19 protein-coding genes and 1 pseudogene are annotated in these 18,855 nt (G+C 36.5%); 14 read left to right on the top strand and 6 right to left on the bottom strand.

The window, feature by feature from the left end; all coding sequences use genetic code 11:
* Nucleotides 1–350: 350 nt before the first annotated feature.
* Together ATHSA_RS09860 and ATHSA_RS09855 are read right to left on the bottom strand one after the other, a co-directional pair.
* Nucleotides 351–527, bottom strand: a complete 177-nt coding sequence (locus tag ATHSA_RS09860) for a ribbon-helix-helix domain-containing protein (RefSeq protein ID WP_161849040.1) — start codon at nt 525–527, stop codon at nt 351–353.
* Nucleotides 514–1,257 (bottom strand): ParA family protein, encoded by a 744-nt coding sequence (locus ATHSA_RS09855; protein ID WP_161849039.1) that lies wholly within the window; start codon nt 1,255–1,257, stop codon nt 514–516. The genes ATHSA_RS09860 and ATHSA_RS09855 overlap by 14 nt, the downstream gene beginning before the upstream one ends.
* A 268-nt stretch (nt 1,258–1,525) precedes the next feature.
* Between ATHSA_RS09855 and ATHSA_RS09850 the strand changes: the two genes are divergently transcribed.
* The 12 genes and pseudogenes from ATHSA_RS09850 to ATHSA_RS09795 all read left to right on the top strand — a co-directional run bounded on the left by ATHSA_RS09850 (nt 1,526) and on the right by ATHSA_RS09795 (nt 13,652).
* Entirely contained in the window at nt 1,526–1,765 is a 240-nt protein-coding gene (locus tag ATHSA_RS09850; protein ID WP_161849038.1) for a type II toxin-antitoxin system Phd/YefM family antitoxin, read from the top strand.
* Nucleotides 1,746–2,162 carry a PIN domain-containing protein gene (locus tag ATHSA_RS09845; RefSeq protein WP_161849037.1) on the top strand — a complete coding sequence of 139 codons (417 nt, stop codon included), beginning with the start codon at nt 1,746–1,748 and terminating at the stop codon, nt 2,160–2,162. The genes ATHSA_RS09850 and ATHSA_RS09845 overlap by 20 nt, the downstream gene beginning before the upstream one ends.
* A gap of 33 nt (nt 2,163–2,195) precedes the next feature.
* On the top strand, nt 2,196–2,660 hold the full coding sequence (locus tag ATHSA_RS09840) for an ATP-binding protein (protein WP_269473947.1): 465 nt from the start codon (nt 2,196–2,198) through the stop codon (nt 2,658–2,660).
* Nucleotides 2,661–2,904: 244 nt separating this feature from the next.
* Nucleotides 2,905–4,029, top strand: coding sequence for an ROK family protein (locus ATHSA_RS09835; protein ID WP_161849035.1), 1,125 nt, complete (start codon nt 2,905–2,907; stop codon nt 4,027–4,029).
* An 85-nt stretch (nt 4,030–4,114) separates the two neighbouring features.
* The gene (locus tag ATHSA_RS09830) at nt 4,115–5,989 is read left to right on the top strand and encodes an ABC transporter substrate-binding protein (protein ID WP_161849034.1); all 1,875 of its coding nucleotides are present in this window, start codon (nt 4,115–4,117) and stop codon (nt 5,987–5,989) included.
* A gap of 243 nt (nt 5,990–6,232) precedes the next feature.
* Nucleotides 6,233–6,427 (top strand): annotated as a pseudogene (locus ATHSA_RS09825) (transposase); the annotation flags it as partial.
* Between the two features lie 68 nt (nt 6,428–6,495).
* The gene (locus ATHSA_RS09820; RefSeq protein WP_161848423.1) at nt 6,496–6,780 is read left to right on the top strand and encodes a ribbon-helix-helix protein, CopG family; all 285 of its coding nucleotides are present in this window, start codon (nt 6,496–6,498) and stop codon (nt 6,778–6,780) included.
* Nucleotides 6,780–7,022 (top strand): type II toxin-antitoxin system RelE family toxin, encoded by a 243-nt coding sequence (locus tag ATHSA_RS09815; RefSeq protein WP_161848422.1) that lies wholly within the window; start codon nt 6,780–6,782, stop codon nt 7,020–7,022. The genes ATHSA_RS09820 and ATHSA_RS09815 overlap by 1 nt, the downstream gene beginning before the upstream one ends.
* Before the next feature lie 168 nt (nt 7,023–7,190).
* Complete coding sequence (locus ATHSA_RS09810) at nt 7,191–7,544, top strand: BrnT family toxin (protein ID WP_332066446.1); 354 nt, start codon at nt 7,191–7,193, stop codon at nt 7,542–7,544.
* Complete coding sequence (locus ATHSA_RS09805) at nt 7,541–7,819, top strand: CopG family antitoxin (protein ID WP_161848420.1); 279 nt, start codon at nt 7,541–7,543, stop codon at nt 7,817–7,819. The genes ATHSA_RS09810 and ATHSA_RS09805 overlap by 4 nt, the downstream gene beginning before the upstream one ends.
* 459 nt (nt 7,820–8,278) lie before the next feature.
* Nucleotides 8,279–12,421 carry a beta strand repeat-containing protein gene (locus ATHSA_RS09800; protein WP_161849032.1) on the top strand — a complete coding sequence of 1,381 codons (4,143 nt, stop codon included), beginning with the start codon at nt 8,279–8,281 and terminating at the stop codon, nt 12,419–12,421.
* Between the two features lie 439 nt (nt 12,422–12,860).
* Nucleotides 12,861–13,652 (top strand): tyrosine-type recombinase/integrase, encoded by a 792-nt coding sequence (locus ATHSA_RS09795; protein ID WP_161849031.1) that lies wholly within the window; start codon nt 12,861–12,863, stop codon nt 13,650–13,652.
* Nucleotides 13,653–14,049: 397 nt separating this feature from the next.
* On the opposite strand, the gene ATHSA_RS09790 is transcribed toward ATHSA_RS09795, so the two are convergent.
* Together ATHSA_RS09790 and ATHSA_RS09785 are read right to left on the bottom strand one after the other, a co-directional pair.
* A complete protein-coding gene (locus ATHSA_RS09790) occupies nt 14,050–14,463 on the bottom strand; it encodes a 4Fe-4S dicluster domain-containing protein (protein ID WP_161849030.1) in 414 nt (137 codons plus the stop codon).
* Between the two features lie 43 nt (nt 14,464–14,506).
* A complete protein-coding gene (locus ATHSA_RS09785; protein WP_161849029.1) occupies nt 14,507–14,896 on the bottom strand; it encodes a sulfite exporter TauE/SafE family protein in 390 nt (129 codons plus the stop codon).
* Between the two features lie 49 nt (nt 14,897–14,945).
* Here ATHSA_RS09785 and ATHSA_RS09780 point away from each other — a divergent pair, with 49 nt between their 5' ends.
* Entirely contained in the window at nt 14,946–16,592 is a 1,647-nt protein-coding gene (locus ATHSA_RS09780) for an IS1634 family transposase (protein WP_232060051.1), read from the top strand.
* Here ATHSA_RS09780 and ATHSA_RS10305 read toward each other — a convergent pair.
* Nucleotides 16,543–17,028 carry a sulfite exporter TauE/SafE family protein gene (locus ATHSA_RS10305; RefSeq protein ID WP_408626231.1) on the bottom strand — a complete coding sequence of 162 codons (486 nt, stop codon included), beginning with the start codon at nt 17,026–17,028 and terminating at the stop codon, nt 16,543–16,545. The two genes, ATHSA_RS09780 and ATHSA_RS10305, sit on opposite strands and share 50 nt — an antisense overlap.
* Nucleotides 17,029–17,099: 71 nt before the next feature.
* A complete protein-coding gene (locus ATHSA_RS09770) occupies nt 17,100–17,300 on the bottom strand; it encodes a hypothetical protein (RefSeq protein ID WP_161849027.1) in 201 nt (66 codons plus the stop codon).
* Between the two features lie 1,222 nt (nt 17,301–18,522).
* On the opposite strand from ATHSA_RS09770, the gene ATHSA_RS09765 reads away from it, so the two are divergent.
* Nucleotides 18,523–18,813 carry a hypothetical protein gene (locus tag ATHSA_RS09765; protein ID WP_232060160.1) on the top strand — a complete coding sequence of 97 codons (291 nt, stop codon included), beginning with the start codon at nt 18,523–18,525 and terminating at the stop codon, nt 18,811–18,813.
* Nucleotides 18,814–18,855: the final 42 nt, after the last annotated feature.

Here is an 18,855-nt window from a genome sequence, read left to right as displayed (position 1 = left end):
TATAAAATCCTCCTTTCTCATAAAAATTATAACACAAAAGCGAGAGCGGCAAATATAAAACTCGCTTTTACCTAACAAAAACTCGCTTTTACCTAACAAAAACTCGCTTTTACCTAACAAAAACTCGCTTTTACCTAACAAAAACTCGCTTTTACCTAACAAAAACTCGCTTAAAGGATCATCAAACCCAGAGCCATTCTTATTTTTAGGTTGCGGAAAACGTTTTAAAACACTTTAAAACATTTAAAACACACTAAAAAGGAAAAATGGAGGGTGTGTAAGAATTCAAAAAAAAGAATACAGATAAAAATCAGCATTCAGAAAAGAGTTTCTTATTAAACGATGTTTAATCACACTGCCTGTAGTTTCTCTTTCAAAGCCTCTTCAACTATCTCAGACATAGTCTTGTCTTGCTCAGCAGCAAAAATCTTTAATTTCTTAGCTATATCTTTATCCAAATAAATAGTCATCATTTTCTTTTGAGTTTTTGCACTTTTAAGTTTACTCAAGAAATTATCTTTTTCCATTCAGCCTCACCTCTATCTCTTCGAAAAGTTCTAAATAAGCCTTCGAAATTTTTGCATCAGGATAAATATCGAAAACAGGCCTTCCCTTGCTTATAGATTCTTTAACTTTTACAGATTCAGGAAGAATAGTCTTAAACATTAATTCTTTGTACTCTCGAACCACGTCATTAATAATCTCTTTATGATAATTTAACCTTTCTTGAACAGAGGACAATATAATTCCCAAAACGTTTAGATCTTTATTTGTATTAGTTTTCACATTTTCTATGGAATCCAACAAGTCTCTTAATCCCAGCAAAGCAAATTTTGACATATCAGTCGGAATGATTACATATTCAGATGCAAGTAAAATATTTGATGTAAACAGGCCTAAAGAAGGTGGTCCATCTATTATTGCAATGTCTCCACTTAAATTGTCAAGCAAATTTTTCATCTTGAAGAAATTAGCAAGTTTCGCATCAGCCTCATATTTTGATAATGTAATATCTGCTCCTATAAGAAATATATTTTTATCCACTTCTAATGGTCGAGGAATTTGGCCCTCGTAAATAAGTTTTATGTGATTTTCCTTTGGTAATGCCTCTTTAAAACAACTTGTCAAATTTCCTTGTGGATCTACATCTATAAGCAGTATTTTTTTATTTGCTCTAGAGAAAAGATATGCTAAATGGAAGGCTATAGTTGTCTTTCCAACTCCTCCCTTTTGATTTATTATTCCTATTTTTATCATAATATCATTCTCCTTTTTATAATTATAACTTTATAATGTTTAATTGTCAAGCAATTTAAACAGTAAAATATTTAGATAGTAAAATTTTTAAACATATTAATAGTATCTAATCTTACTATCTTACTATATAAATATTATAATGTTAAACTATATAAAATATAAAGCGCCGAAAGACTCGAAAGAATTTAAAAATATGGAAGTCACAATTTGGGGTACATATGTGATACAATAATATGATAATATGTTTCATGACGGGAGGTGAATAAAAATGAAAGAAGTGAATGTTAGAGACGTAAGAAATAAATTCAGCCAGGTTATTAAAAACAACGAAGAAATTATAGTATTGAGAAGAAATACCCCAGTTGCTCTTATAAAACCTATTTCAAAGAAAGAGTTGCTCGAATACTACATTCAAAAGGCTCAAAACGCTGTCAAAGGACAAATAAGTGAAGATGAAGTGATTAAAATCGTAAGAGAGATAAGACAAAGTGCAAGAGATAATAATTGATTCCAACGTTGTCATATCTGCGGGCATAGGATCAGATACATGTACTCAAGTTATACTTTATGCTGCAGATCTTAAAATAGTATCCCCCAAGATACAAATTAAAGAATTAAATGGCTTTCTCGAGAAAGAAGAAACCATTCTTAGTCCCAAAGCGATTATATATTTAAGAGGATTTTTTGAGTTTTACGAATCAATTGTGAATTTTGAAGATCCAAAAAGGCTCTATGGCTTTAGTGAAGATCCATCAGATGATGCTTTCATTTCTCTCGCATATGAGGAAAATGGTATTCTTATCTCTGGAGACAGGGAAGTTTTGACTTTATCAAAACCATATGTGAAATCTTTTAGTCCCCGCGAATATTTGGATTTTATTGGATATTATCGTCAAGAAAAGTAACTTAAAAACCTTGTGTTAAATTCGATAATATTATTGTCAGTTGTAAATAAAAATAAGGTTCTCGTAAGAACGAGGTTTAAACAAATTAGTTTATACTCTCCATTTGCAACCGCGATAGGAATTGAGGCATGCGAAAAGGGATATAACGTGTCATTCAAAACGGCGGCGAAACTGGTTAACGAATTGAAAGAGGCAAAAGATGAAAGACAACTTACGAAATATGCGAGGATATTTGAGAAATACGATATGGTGATTCTCGACGAGCTGGGATACATTTCATTCGATACGGAAGGATCTGAACTGTTATTTCAATACATAGCAATGAGATACGAAAAGAAAAGCACGGTCATAACAACGAATCTTATCTTTTCGGATTGGATAAAGACCTTTCATGATACGGCTCTGACAATGGCTCTGCTGGACAGGATAACACACAATGCGATTATCTTGAATATGAACGGAGAAAGTTACAGAAGGATGCAAGGATCAAAGAAATAACTGAGGTGGATCACTTTTAATGGGCACAGTGGATCAATTTTTGCTTGACTTTATACATTCATTGATGCAAAAGAAAAATATCAATATTTGAAGATAATAACCGATTATGTGAGATATAATCGTTTAAATACCTGTAATCAATTTTAAATTGAATATAAACTTTGAATATTAACGTTTTCTGATGTTGCATTGTGATGCTATGAAGTAGATAATAAAGTAAACCTTACTTACTAAGGAGTACAATATGAATGCCATAAGTTCAGTCGGTTTAAGAAATTCTTTGAGAATTTTTGAAACGCTTATGGTTAAAAATGCTTCAAGAGTTGAAATAGCAAATGAATTGGATCTCACAAAAACCACTGTCGGAGAAATCACAAAGAATTTTATCGATTTGGGATTCATAAGAGAAAAGGAAAAAACCCATGATTCCCGGATAGGAAAGCCTCAGACCTTGCTTGAAATAGTGCCAGATGCCTTTCACGTTGCCGGAATAGGAATTCTAAGAAAACAGGTCGAAGGATGCATTGTCGATGCAGATGGAAAAATTTTGAGAAGAAAATCAAAATATTACAAATCCTTTGATTACAATTCCATAATTAATTCGATCTTTGAAGTGACAGATGATTTAATTGCCGGCAATCGAGATAAGATAGATGCCATAGCCTTTGGAGCACCCGGAACCCTTGACTCTAAAAACGGAATTATCCTCAAACCGGCAAAATTTTTGGAATTTGAAAATGTACCTCTTGCAAAGATCTTTTCAGACAGATACAAGGTTAACGCATGGATAGAAAATGACGCCGATGTCGCTGCGATCGCCGAAAAATACTACGGTAAAGGTAAGAATTTAAACTCATTTATATCCATCCATATGGAAGAAGGAATTGGATCCGGGATCATTTTAAATGGAGAAATACATCATGGAGAATACGGTTACGCAGGCGAAATGGGACATTTTCTTGTAAAGGACAATGGTACGTTCAAATATCTTGAAGATCTTTACGGTGCCGATGCCATTCTTGAAAGGACAAGGATGTTTGGGATACCAGATTTTGAGAGTTTGAAGAAGGCCGAAAAAAACAAAGACAAAAAAGTGATTGAATTTTTGCAAGAGATCGGAGAAGAGGTTGGTGCGGTAATAGTTTCTATGATTCATCTTACAGGCATATCTACGATCTTTTTGGGAGGAAAGGCAACCTATCTCGGAAATACCTTCTTGAACTCGGTTAGAAGTACCATAAAGAAATATCTTTTCTACGATCATGAGGTAAAGGTTGAATTGTCAACACTCGGAGACGCATTTGTCGTAGCGTTGGGTGCGTCGGCACATGGAAGGGTGAAATACGTTGAAAAAGTTTTAAAGAAATAGGTAGAAAATTAAAAATTTAAATTTTTGATTTATTTGAGTAATTTGCTTTAATTTCTCTAAATGAAAAGAAAGGAGAAGGGAAAATATGAAAAAAAGTCTTGTTATTCTTATGATCTTGTTACTTGTCGTTGCCTTTATGACTCTCGCGGAGTCAGTTGTTAATCCGGATACAATCGTTGAGGAGGAAATAGGCCCTCTTGTTACTTTAGATCCTGTTTGGTCCTATGATACAGCTTCTGGAGAAGCTATTTTTCAGCTTTATAATGATCTTGTTCAATACGACGGGACATCAACTGTTAAATTAGCACCAATGCTTTCAACAAATGTACCATCAGTTAAAGATGGAACGATCTTAGACAACGGTACGACCTATGTTTTTCATATCAGACAAGGTGTTTATTTCCATAATGGAGACATTATGACCCCACAAGATGTAGTTTATTCTCTTGAAAGAAGAGTTATATTTGATCGAGCTGGAGGTCCTTCTTGGTTGATTGCAACTCCTCTTTTGCCTAAGATTGATGGTCAGTACGTCAGTACGATAGTCCAAGTTGTTGCTTATGAGTTAGGACTTAAAGATCCTCTTAATTATACCAGTTTAAGTTCTTTGGGAATATTTGCAACTGGGACGAAGAATCCATTGAATGACAAATACAAGCAGGCTCTCATCAACGCATTTAATCTACTCGCAAAAGATTTTGAGATCAAAGGAAATGATGTCATAATACACCTTCCTCAACCATATCCTCCGTTTCTCTACATTTTAGCAAGTCAAAACTCGACTATTTTTGATCAAAAATGGTGTGCTGATCAAGGCGCATGGAATGGTGACCCGAATAACTGGTGGTATTATCATAATCCAACTGAAAGTGAAGATCCCATCTTTATGAAAGAAAATGGAACAGGGCCTTATGAATTGAATTATATAGTACCTGGAAGAGAAATCGCCTTCAAAAGATTTGACAAATATTGGGATGGTCCAGCTAAAATAAAGAATGTCGTCATAAAATATGTTAATGAATTCACTACAAGATTACTTGATCTTGAATCTGGACAGGCTGATATAATTTACGTACCAGTTGAAAATTTATCAGAAGTTGAGAATAACCCGAATATAAGAGTGATAACAGGACTGCCAACACTTAATGTTGATGGTATCGCATTTGAGTGGAATATATCTTCTCAAGGTAATCCATTTATAGGTTCGGGCAAACTTGACGGAAACGGAATACCTCCAGATTTCTTTTCTAATTTGGATGTTAGAAAAGCATTTGAATATCTCTTCCCGTATAAGCAATATATACAACAAGCTTTTAATGGAATGGCACTTCAGCCAAACAGTGCTATAATTCAGGGATTGCTTGGATATGATCCTAACCTTCCGATGTACGAACAGAATCTTGCTAAAGCGACAGAATATTTTAAGGAAGCTTACAATGGAGAACTTTGGCAAAAGGGATTCAAGTTCACCGCTGTTTGCAATACCGGAAATACAACAGATTTACTTGCACTTCAAGCATTAAGCAATTATGCAAGGCAAATTAACCCAAAGTTTCAAATAAACATTGTTTCTGAATTATGGTCTAATTTTCTAAATGATGCATTAAGTGGGAAACTACCAATGTACCCTGCCGCATGGGCAGCTGATTTCCCCGATCCTTACGATTTTGCAGATGCTTATTATGCTTCAAATGGTGCTTATAGTGGAGCGTTGGGACAGAATTATATATCCTTCGCGCAAAAAACAATGGATCCCCTTGTAAATGCTTTAATAAATACGGTAAATACAGAGCAGCGTATTGAAATAGCAAAGCAGTTATCACAACTGGATCATGAAAATGCCTTGTACATTTGGACAAATCAACCGGATGAATATTTTGTTGAAAGAACATGGGTTAAAGGTTGGTATTGGAATGCCATGGAAGCAGGAGTTGTCAATTTTTATACTCTTTCTAAGTAGGATGTTGTTTTAATCCGTATAGATGCGAAGAACCCTTAGAATTTTTTGACATTTAATGCTGGTTACATTCACAATAGAATTGTGACCAGCTTATTTTTTGGGTTTGAATATTAAAATATGGGGGCTTGATTACCCATATTTCGCACATCTTTGATCAAAAATAATATTTTTCACATTCAAATCCCAAAAATTTTATCATTTGATGCTCCCATATACGTAGACGAAGAACCGCCCGAGATAGATAAAAGTTTTAAGGTTTTGCCACGAAGATGAGTAGTTGAAAGATCTTTTGCATGGATGGATAAATACAGGCGTTTAAGCAAAGACTATGAATATCTTACTTTAAGTAGTGAAACGATGATAATGATATCGGTGATAAATCTCATGATTAGGAGGCTTGCCAAAATTAGGAAAAATTCATGTGAGATACATTTTTGAACACCTTCTATTCTACACGAGTATATAATAAAATTAATACATAGTAACACCCAAAAAGGAGGTGGATTATGAAAACTATAAGCGTGAAGATAGATAATGAACTCCTTGAAGAGTTAAATACACAAGCTCACAGGCTCAGAGTTTCAAAAAGCGTTATCATACGGGCAGCCGTAGAAGACTACTTGAAAAAGGTTTCTCACTTTAAAAACCTTTTAGATTTCCTCGAAAGCGTTCCCGAAGTAGAACCCGAATTGGATGAGATAAAAGTCATTGAAGAATATGAAAGCCGTAAAGCTCTAAGAAAAGTTGAAAGTATTTCCCTTGAAGAGGCCAAAAAAGAGTTGAACATTTGATGATAGAATTTGATAGACAAGCCGTAAAGGATCTTTCAAAATTGTCTTCTAAATTGCAGAAACACATTATGGATGTTCTCGAACGCCTTGATAATGAAAGCGTTGGGGATGTTAAAAAACTAAAAGGTGTTGAATTTTATCGTTTGAGAGTAAGCAATTACAGAGTTATTTTTAAGCTCGAAAAAAAAGTGCTTTATGTTGTTCGAGTCTTACCAAGAGGTTCAGCTTACAAGAACTTATGAGAAAGAAAGTTCTTTATTCATTTGTGCAATTTTACCGTTTTGAATAAAATCTTATATCAAATTATGCAAGTCGAGTTAACTGTATAAAGTAAATCAGAAATTGATCCATCGCGCTCATCAAAATTGATCCATTATTTTCGAGATCTTTCCCAAATTAGCTTAAGCTTTGTGTTAAATTCGAGCATTTTCCACTTAACGACTTTTATTACTTTTCGTGTTCCAATAGAACTGGTGATATGTCTTGGTAGAATATATTTATGGACAAAAGGCTCAATAGAACACATTGCAAAGCATGATGTCATGCCAGAAGAAGTTGAAGAAGACATTTTCGACGATAAACCTTTGTTTATGGTATCAAACAGAGATGGTAAAGACAGAATGTACGTGCTTTGTAGAACTTTAACAAATAGATTATTGTTTGTCGTCATTACAAAACCTGTTAAAAATCAAGTCAAAATAATAACTGCACGTGATATGACAGACAAAGATATCAGACTTTACAAAAAGAGAGGTGCAAGGTGAAAAAGGCTTATAAAGATGAAATACCAAAATTTAAAAATTTAGAAGAAGAAAGAATATTCTGGGATACACATTCATTGGAGGATGTTTTTGACGACTTAGAAGAAGTCAAAGTGCTTGTAAGAAAGCGTCCTAAGACAACTGTATCTATAAGAATGGACGAAGATGAATTGAAACAGATAAAAGAACTGAGTAAAAAAATGGGTGTAAAATATACCCCGTTAATTCGATCGTCCACAAGAATTGGGCTATCGAAAGTTGCGAAACTTGCAAAATGAGAGAGTAAATGTTGAAGGAAAGAAATGGATTCAATTTAAATCGGAGGATCAATTTTTGTGGGCGGCGCGGATCATTTATCCCACTTTCAATTTTAAAACTGTCATTTACGTTTGGAAATGTGGGTTTTTTACGGTGATTTTGTGAAGGTAATTTTGAGCCAATGCCATTATTTGTAACAAAAGGATTTTTACATCGTGGTAGAATCAAATTGTAAATATGAAATTAGGTATACTGGGATGCGCTGGAATGGAAACACATAAGGATAATCTTTGATAAAATTCATGCCATCTTACGATATAATCTGCCAGTTAATAGGGATAAATCTTGAGAACGGTAGGTATTTGGTAATGATAGGGACATAGGAAATGATTATAAAGTCAGTTAAATATCAGGAATAAATTTCTACAAATGGCATAATATTTTTATTTCTTAATATTTCCTTTGAAAGGGGGAATTAAATGAATAGGTACAAGTACTTAACTTTTATTTTCTCAGTTATTCTTATAGTTCTCGTGCTGTCGGGGTGTTTTCTATTGACAAAGCCTGCGCTTATCAAGCCACAACTTCTTTCTCCAACCAATGGCGCCACAAATGTATCGACAACGGCAACTTTGACATGGAAACCTTCGAATGTGTCTCAGACAACATATGAAGTCTTCTTAGGCAAAAGCGCATCAAACACTGCGTATATAGCCACTACCGGACAGACCTCTTTTGTAGTTAACAACTTAAGTTATAGCACGACTTATTACTGGAAGGTTGTATCTATGGCAAACGATCAAACTGCGACAAGCGATACATGGTCATTTACAACCGTTAAAGCACCTGCACCATCCAAACCATTTTTAAGTATTACAGGCGTTTCTACCAGTTCAGTTGCGTTAGGATGGACTCAATCAATAGGTGCGTCCATGGTAACGCTTTACGGATCCACATCTACGGTATTCAATCAATACGCAATTCTGTCCGGATCATCTACATCTTACATGGTGAATAATTTGACTCCATCGACGGTATATAAATTCTTTGTCGTAGCGATAAATCCATCCGGACGCGCGACGTCTAACACGGTAACTGCGACAACGCTTTCTTATACACCGGTAATTCCTGTCCTGCCCGTTATAAAGAGTTTTGGAGTAACATCTGTGTCGACAGATACGATAACTTTGGGATTTCAAACACAGAATGCCTCGGTGATATACATTTACAATCCACCGTCCGCATTACTCGCGACGTTAAGCGGGAATGCAACCTTTTATACGATAACAGGTCTTAAGCCTTCAACCTCATACAGTTATTTCATAGTTGGAATAAATCCATCCGGACGTGCGACATCTAACACGGTAACCGCTGTAACACAATCATACGTACCTACGACATCTTTTCCAATATACATAGGAGACAAACCTGTATCGCCATCCTTGATTCAACATCTCTACGTTACCTTGACTGGATTCTCAATTCATGCAACCTTTGAAGGGACATCCGAATGGTACACGTCTTCTGCAAGCGGGACATGCGATCTAACGACTCTTGTCGGGACTTCGACTAAATTCACAAATATAACTCTTCCGGCATCGGCGATAATCACACAGATAAGGTTTGAGGTATCTTCGGCGACAATAGTGATAAATGGCAACTCTTATCCTTTGAACATTCCAAGTTCAACGATATACATGAACATGAATAGCATAAATGCGTTAGAATCAGGAGGAGTTTATTTTGACTTTGACATTTCACAATCTGTAGAACAGACAGGACAGGGATACTTATTCAAACCTGTGATTCACAGCGTGATGGGGAATGTACGATCATCTGTTATAGGGCAGGTAATGTATAACTCGATGCCAGTTCCAATGGCCGTGGTGTCTTTGAGCAATTCATCTACTGTGGTAGCAGAAACGTATACAAAGCCGAACGGGAAGTTCATGATATCTGCAGTGCAAACTGGGAATTACACGCTTACGATAAGTGCAAGCGGTTTAACTTCATATTCAACCTCTGTAACACTTTCAAAGGGTATGAATAATATCGGAACGATAAATCTTTCAATTCTTCCGCCTGCGACTCCCGTGCTTAGAATCTCAACACCTAATCCGTATCTTGCCGTTTTGACATGGACGCAGAGTGCTCAAAATGCAAGTGGATTTCACGTATGGGAGAGCACATCTCCAATGCAGGCATATACTCAAATTGCGACGTTACCGGGGAGTGCGACTTATTACAATGCGAGCATAAGGCCTGCGGTTAATTATTACTTCATGGTCAGCGCGTACAACTCATCTGGACAGACATGGTCGAATATTGTAGCGACAAGAACTACTCTTACTCTTTATATTCCATCTGTGCAATTGACAAAAGTGGCGACAATAAGTGGCAAATCATTACTTGTTGCAACAGCGGTTGTATATCACAATGTGCCTACACTTAAAGCGGCAACCGCAACAATAGGAAATGTATCTGTCAGTGCAATAAGCCTAAGCGCCTCTCCACTTGTTTTTAATTTCAATGGAAATCTTTCAAGTCTTCCAAGCAACTCTTATGTCGCAACGGTAACGGTAAAAGATTCTGAGAATAATACTTACTCAGGCACTTCAGGAAAGATTTATATAGACAATACACCGCCAACAATAACCGTAAAATTAGAAGGTACTTACTTTTCACCACAAGGTACGCTACTTTCATGGACTTACAATACAGTATCGACATACGCGACAAATATAAAGATTTATTACGGGAGTACGGCACCTACTTTATATGCAACTGTAACGGATAACAGTTTGTATCACGTAAGCGTTAGCGCGACTTACAACAGCAGTAAAATTGCAATATCAAACAACAACACGGACAAAGTGACTTTTAATAATAAGATCACAAGCGGAAACACGGTTTTGACGTTAAAAGCCACAGACGCGTACTCTAATACCGATACACTAAGCATTACTTTCATAGCAACGCAAAACATTGCCCAGCCTACTTTAAAGATAACAATGCCTGCCACGATCGGAATATCGACCACCCAAACTTCAACAAACGCAACGATAACCGTATATGCGACGGTTGGAAACACAGAAGGTGGAAACAGAATTGAATCTGTAGTTATTAAGAATCAACCTGCGACCCGACAATCTGCAAATGTGTGGACTGCTCGAGTACCGCTTAGCGCCGGTTCAAATACAATTGAAGCAACAGCAACAGATCTGTATGGAAACACAATTAGTACTTCAACACCGATATACGTTGATAATTCTACTCCAACGATTGAAGTTACTCTGACAGGTGGAACAGGTAAAACTATATCACCTTACACCCTGACAAATAATTCATCTGTAACCATATACACCAATTCAACAAAAGTCCCACCAGTGAATGGAAGTATAATAATTACAGATAATTCAAAGATGCCAGTTACAGCAAAGGCGACAGAAATCACTAACGTATCAACGGCGCTTAAATTCACGACAACTTCTGATGCATCTGAAGCAACATTCAACGCCACATCTTCTCAAAGATACACGATAAAAGTCTTTGCAACCGATGCATTTGGGCATACATCAACATACATCGCGACATTTACACTTGTTGTTGATACGGCATCACCGACAATAACAATAACAGCACCTGCGACGGTCGGATCAGGTCAAGGATTTACGGCGACAATAACAACCACAGATTTGCAAAGTGGAGTGAACACTTCTACTCTTGTTGCAACTTATTATAATCAAACATTGACGAATCCAACAATAACATCTATCACAAACGGCTATAAATTTACATTTACTAATATTCAGACTCAATCAAATTACACTGGGACGACTTTTATAACCGCCAAAGTCAAAGACAATGCCGGCAATATTCAAAATGCATCCACTCCAGTCTACGTTGATGGTCAGGCGCCGACGATAAATGTAAACCTCACAGGTGGAACAGTGTATTATCCTTCCACAAGTCCAAATACTTTACCGTACAATTCTTTCACTTCTGGAAAAGCAACTTACTATGTTTACTACAAGACAGCGCCAACTATCAAAGGGACTGTTACCGACAACAGCAAGTATCATGTCACAGTTAAAGCTACCTATAACAGCGCCGCAGTTACTACAACGGGTAATAACTCCGATCAGGTGACTTTCAGTCAAGGTCTCTCAAACGGTGTAACTAAACTCACAGTCTACGCGACAGATGCCTTTGGTAACAGCGATGTGGCAACACTTACATTCGTAGCAACGCTTGATAATACTCCGCCAACGGTTTCAATAGCGGCAACACCTTCAAGTTATGCAAGTATGGTGTGGAATTCAACTAATGGATCTACTCTGGTTGCAACGTATACGGCTATCGACAACCAAGGTGGTAGTGGTTTGATCAACGGTGAAGCCAAATTTTACATTAAAACTTATGGAGGGACTACAACATCATTCTTGGTAACGGAAGAAACGACTCCCAAATCAACACCACTTTATAGTGTCCTTTCAAGTACAAGCTTGGGCATAGTAAATAAGGGCTCGACTGATATAACATTAACAATAGTAGCAACAGATAATGTTGGCAATGTTACTAAAGCGTCAACCACATGGACTGTGGACATAAAATATCCATAAAGCAACCAATAAATATAAACATACTGAAGCGGCCTTAAAGGCCGCTTTATCTTTTCAAAAGAAGGTAGGAATAAAGGATGAGAGAAAATTGGGCATACAGGCATATCGTGAAAAGATGATTCGTCTGTGTCGTAAACAGTCATAACTGTCATAAGATTTCTTATGCGTATTTTATCCCCCGTACACTTCGCATATAATATACCCATCCACACACTCCCTCTATATTATGCGTATATTAATTTCAGAACGTATTTCGTCCCTGATAAGTCTAATAATTGAGTAGTTCTTCCTCATCCTTTCTTTTTAGCCTAAATAGATGTGTACAACCGTCTGTTTAGACTACAGGGCCTTCGGGCCCTGCTTTGTGGTATAATTTAGTCATCTCCATACCCCTTGTTTTCCCGCCCTCGTGGCGGGATTTTAAACCGAAGGTGATCTTGTGGCCAAAGTGTATGATTTAAAATCGTTCGAATCCCATCTTGTCTCAAGAGGGCTTGCAGAAAATTCAGTTAAAGCATTTGTGTCCGACATACGGCAGTTTTTAGAGTCGGATCTTGATCCTGAAAGTTTCTTAGAAGATCTCAAGCGTAAAGGCTGTACCAATTCCACCCTGATGAGGAAGCGTGCCTCTTTGATAAACTACTACAAGTTCAAAGAGGAGCCTCTCAATCTCGCCCCCATAAGGGTTAACCAGCCACTGCCGTCTGTACTGACCCAGCCCGAGGCAAAGGCTTTGTTAGAGGAGGCATCTCGGACGAGAAATTCCAGGAGAGATAGATTGCTTGTTGAACTAATGTTGCGGGCAGGTCTTCGTCTTGGAGAGGTTTTGGGATTAACCGGAGGAGATGTAGTCGAGGATAACGGGATAACGTTTATCATTGTAAGGCATACGAAGGGGAAGAGGGACAGAAGAATTCCAATCGTTGATAAGTCACTTGTCAGGCTTTTGAAAGGATATATTCGCGGGATCCCGCTCGAGGATAGGATCTTTGATATATCCCGAAGGCGTGTTGAGTTGCTTGTAAAGGATCTTGCAAAAAAGGCGGGGATAAGAAAGCCGATACATCCACATACATTAAGGCATACGGCGGCGACTTTGTATTTGAAGAACGGGACGAATATTGAAAGCATCCGGAGGATGTTAGGGCATGCGAGCCTTTCGACGACACAGAAATATTTGCAGCTGACAGACGAAGAGGTTGCAAAGGATTTATCCCAGGCGAACTGGTGATATCTGGTAAAACAAAGTGTCATTTACGTTTGGAAATGTTGAAAAATTCCGAAGAACTTGAATCCATAAAAGCCTACGACATTGTAATGGCTTTGAGTCCTCTTCATGAGGACTCAACTTAATGTGAGCACGAGGGAAGATATGTTATGAGAAGGGAAGAGGCCATGAGTATACCTCGAGTATACCTCCAAAAATTAAGAGTTTATCCGTAAATATACTTAAACAACTTTAAAAGTCGAATGCCCCTTTAATTTAAGCGAAAGGAAGGATGCCTCCGAGTCCGGCGCAGCCTACGAAGGCCAGACACCGAGTGGGGCACTTGCCGTTGCTACGATTCGGAATTTAAAACTGGTTCAGTATAATTGTATTTCCATAATTTTGGATGTGGATTATATTCTCATTTGAGTTGCTTACTGTTATTGTGTTTAAATGCATTTTTATGTTCTTCAGTAGTAATGAATTTTAAATTGTATTTCTTTTTGAAAGGAACTTTCAAACTGTTATATAAAATACTTATAAATCTACTTTTCACAGGGTTCTCTTTCAATTTTAGAGCTCCTGTAGGGCAGGCTTCAATACAAATATTGCATCTTTTGCAAAGTTCTGGATGGATCATAAATGGCCTTAATCTAATCCGTTTACCAATTCCTAAAAAGGATACTTTCATAGGTTTCATTTCCCAAATCTCTCTTCCCATTGGACAGGCAGTTATGCATTCTTCGGCGCCTCCACAAATCGGGTATTCTATTGTCAGAGGTGCCTTCTGTTTCATTTTCTCGTAAAACACTTTCCACTCTACGGTATTTTCCATATTTTTTACTCCTATTAACTCAATAGATTATAACAACAAGATATCAATGAAACTGGATAATCATTTTAACAACTAAGATTAATACGAATACAGCTATTATTCTTTTAATCACCATGACATTAAGTTTCAAATGTGCAACTTTAGTACCAAGATAACCGCCTACAAAAGATGCAATTCCTCCAAATATTATCAAATCTAAATTTATATAGCCCATGAGTGCATATGTGACGAATCCGGTAAATGATGAAAATAGAACTATAAGGGGTGTTAAAGCAATAACCTTTTTTGGATGAAATCCGAGTATCATCCCACTTTCCGCAGATAAAAAACAGTTTTTTGGATTTATTTGAAACTCATGTTTTAAAATTGAAAGTGGGAAATGATTAGAGTCAGTAATAGCCAAAGAAGCATTTGCTGTAACCTTGACGCACATCACAAAGATTATACCACTATTTACCGTTTCGGATAGAGTCCATTGATTTATGCCTTTCTGCTGCTATGATCTATTTGAAAAAGACAGCGGAGGTAGAAAAATGGAAATCACTACAAAGCAACTTGATCACCATGGACTTGTGGCTGGGACATTTGATAAATTTGAAATGGGAGAGGTCATTGAAAAGAGAATACCGAAAGTCCGGAACTTCAATCTTTCAACGTCTGCGATAATAAAAGCGATGATCATACTCGGGCTTGGTTTTGTTGACAGGAGATTGTACTTTGCAGGGAGTTATTTTGAGAACTGGGATGTTGAGAAACTTTTAGGCGAAGGAACTAAACCGGAAGATCTTAACGATGACGCTCTCGGCAGAGTGCTTGACAAGATTTATGATTACGGTCCAACGGAATTATTTCAAGAGATAGCGGCGCACGCTTTGAACAAACTTGAAATGGATGTTCACCTCGTTCACACCGATACCACAAGCGTGAGTGTAAGCGGCAATTACGAGATGGAAGACGGGACGAATGGTTTTAAGATCACCTTCGGTCATTCGAAAGATCACAGACAGGATTTGAAACAATTCGTGATAGGGATGGTTGTAAATCAGCATGGAATGCCGATGTTTGCCAAAACATACAACGGGAACGAATCGGATAAAGAGTCGATCAAAGAAATGGTCAAAGCAATCAGGAAGAACATTGACAAAGACAAGAAAGTCTATCATGTGGCAGACAGTGCTTTCTACACTGCGGAAAACATTAGCGAACTCAGAACAACATACTGGATAAGCCATGTGCCGTCTACGATAAAAGAGGCTGAAGAAATGCTAAATAAAGAAGTTGAATTTCGTCCGACCAAAATTGAAGGATATGAAGTGTATTCCGAAATAAGCAATTACGGCGGGATAAAACAAAAATGGATAATGGTGAATTCGAAATATCTTAAAGAACAGGAACTGAAAACATTTGACAGGCATTTGAAAAAAAGCAAGACAGAAGCGGAAAAGTCATTGAAAAAGACTGTGACGAAAGAACGGTATTTTTGTTCTGAAGACGGAATAAACAAGTCCAGACAATGGATGGAAGCTCATCCTCTTTTCAAATACGACAAGTTTGAGATAAAGAGCGTAAGAGTCAGAACTGACGGGAAAAGAGGAAGGCCTAAAGATGGGGATCCGACGATAGAAATGTATGAAATAGATGCTGAGATAGGTCTGAATGAAGAAGCGGTTGAAAAGGCCAAAGCAAAACTCGGAAGATTCATACTTTCAACGAACGACATTGAACTTGAAGATGAAAAAGTGCTCGAATATTACAAAAACCAGACAACGGTCGAAAGAGGATTCAGGTTTTTGAAAGACAAAAGTTTCGGAGTAAGCGATGTGTATCTGAAAAAGCCCGGACGGATTCAGGCACTTGTGATGATAATGGTATTGACGTTATTGGTGTACTCGCTTTCGGAATGGGAAATAAGGCGCACATTGAAAGAGACAGGGCAAACATTTCCGAATCAGTTGAAAAAGCCGACAAACAGGCCGACATTCAGGTGGATATGTCAGAACTTCATGAACATAACCGTTGTAAATGTGGTTACAGATGGGCAAACAACCACACAGATAGCGAATTTAAAAGATTTGCAGATCAAAGTGATAAGACTTTTGGGAGTTGAATATGAAAAATATTATTTCTGATCAAAGATGTGCGAAATGTGGGTATCATGAAAATGATTGAAAATAAGATACCACCCCCAATGCCCAACAAACCAGAAATGAACCCTACAAGAGCTCCAATGATAATTAGAGTGATAATATGTATTTGTTTCCTATACGAATCTTCTTCTTTATTATTTGATTTAGAAAAAATCAAGAACAAAGCCGCGATTATTAAAAATATTGTGAAAAAGATGAGCACTGTTTTATCAGGTATGAATTTTGTCGAAAGTGCACCAAGAAATGCGAATAAAGGAGTTGCAATTATAATTGGAATACCCATTTTGAAATCAATTCTTTTGTTTTTTATATTCAAAATGGTTGCAGCTATTAGGCTTATTCCGCTTATAAAGAGACCTAAAGGTTTAGCTTCTTCAAGCGGAAATCCAAAGTAGAATATAATCGGAACAAGTACCATTGCACTACCCAATCCACCCAAAGTGAAGAAAAAGGTTAAAATAAAAGAAAGAATAATTATAATGGAGATGATCATAATCTATTTTTTACCTTATCGCTGAAATTGAAAAGTGTTGTCTCAAAGTTACTATCTTCAAGATATATCGCAAATCCTTCCCAGTTTTCTATGTTGAAAGCGCTGTCATGAATCAATATAACTTCGTGATCTGATCTCTGAAAAATTTCTTCTTCGATCTTGAAGTCATCTCGACTTTTGAAAGTTGTCTTTTCCATGTTCTAAACCTCCACTCTTGACTTTTTAGGTGATCAACTTTATTTAAATTCTCAATCTTTTAAAAAGGTGCTACAAATTAGCTATTTTTCCCAAATTTTGGTAATAAAAAAATATTACCTGCTTATGATTTAACAAGCAGCACCTATGAAAGTCTTTAATTTTCATTTCACTAATTTATCCTTACAGCAATATCTTCTGTAAAGTTTCAAAAAAACGTCTGTCATTCGTCGAAAATGACTATTCAAAGCATTGCCATAAATTCGTATACCGCGATAAAACTGTTTTATGCCCAAAAGATTGTTCCGGCATCTTTTGGATGAAATAGACACCTGAATTGTCTCTTTGTTGCCGTCGATCAAAGATGATTAAAAACATTGATGGTTTAATCTTAAAAACGCAATCTATTTCCCAAACATCTGCATTTAAGATAGATTTAATCTGAAATTTATTGCAAAAGCGATTAGTCATTATACTTTCGAATCTAACGTTTCTTTAAAAAGCTGAAAGGAGAAACTCATGGCACAAAACGTATTTATTTAAATCCAAAATTTGCTTTTCAAAGACCTTGAACGTATTCAAACCTAATTTCAACTTCAATCTCCGAATACATCCTTCTGTATGATGCACCTTTGATCCTGTAACAGGCCTTTTGTATTTTCTTCCTTTTAAAAGACTATGCTCTGAGGTAAGCCTACTCTAAATTGAGTTCATTCTTCTAGCTATATTTATTACTCCTGTATTAGAGTGTATCACTTAAAAGAATATAAGTCAACACGCACTGATTTAAGATTTTATCTATGCATGGATATATTTTTGTCATAAGATTCTGTATGTGTAAAAAGTCAAACAAAATTTGATCCACCGTGCTCATTAAAAGCAAATCTACTCTAAATTGAATTCATTTATTGAATACAAATATCATTATAGATTTTCATAATAAAAAACAACATATTTACCATTATTTGGCAAAAAAGAACGCCTTAATAAGTTTTTTAGTCGTCCCAAAAAACATTTAATTGGTTCAGGAAGAGGTGGATGATATTGTGAGAAATCTGGATGTATGAAGTTAAGAATCACCTTAAACAAATTGACAAAATTTACTCTGAGGGATATAATTCCTTAAGTGAATTTAAGAGTATCCGACAATTTAAGGTCATAATGTTACACTCTTGAGTTTTCTGTTCTTTGGAAATCTGACCGAAAGAATTCGGCTATCGAAAGTTGCAAAGTTTGCAAAATGAGGGTGCAAATGTTGAAGGAAAGAAATGGATTCAATTTAAATCGGAGGATCAATTTTTGTGGGCGGCGCGGATCATTTTTATCCCACTTTCAATTAATCTGACAGAAAGACTATGGAAATATTCGAAAAATGCGTTGCAGGCCTATTATGAAAAGAAAGGGAAATTCAAATCGAAGATAAAGGAATTCTTTGAAGAAGACGTAAAAGACAAGTTGATAAAATTGGAATTAAAAACTTTCATAGGTACTGCTTTTCAGATCATAAGCGGGTAAGACTTCATTTTTAAATTTGAACTATTATACAATCCGAGGAGG

This window comes from Athalassotoga saccharophila, assembly GCF_009936215.1.
GTDB lineage: Bacteria > Thermotogota > Thermotogae > Mesoaciditogales > Mesoaciditogaceae > Athalassotoga > Athalassotoga saccharophila.
Note: the sequence above shows the minus strand (reverse complement) of the source record. Positions and strands in the feature narration are given on the sequence as shown.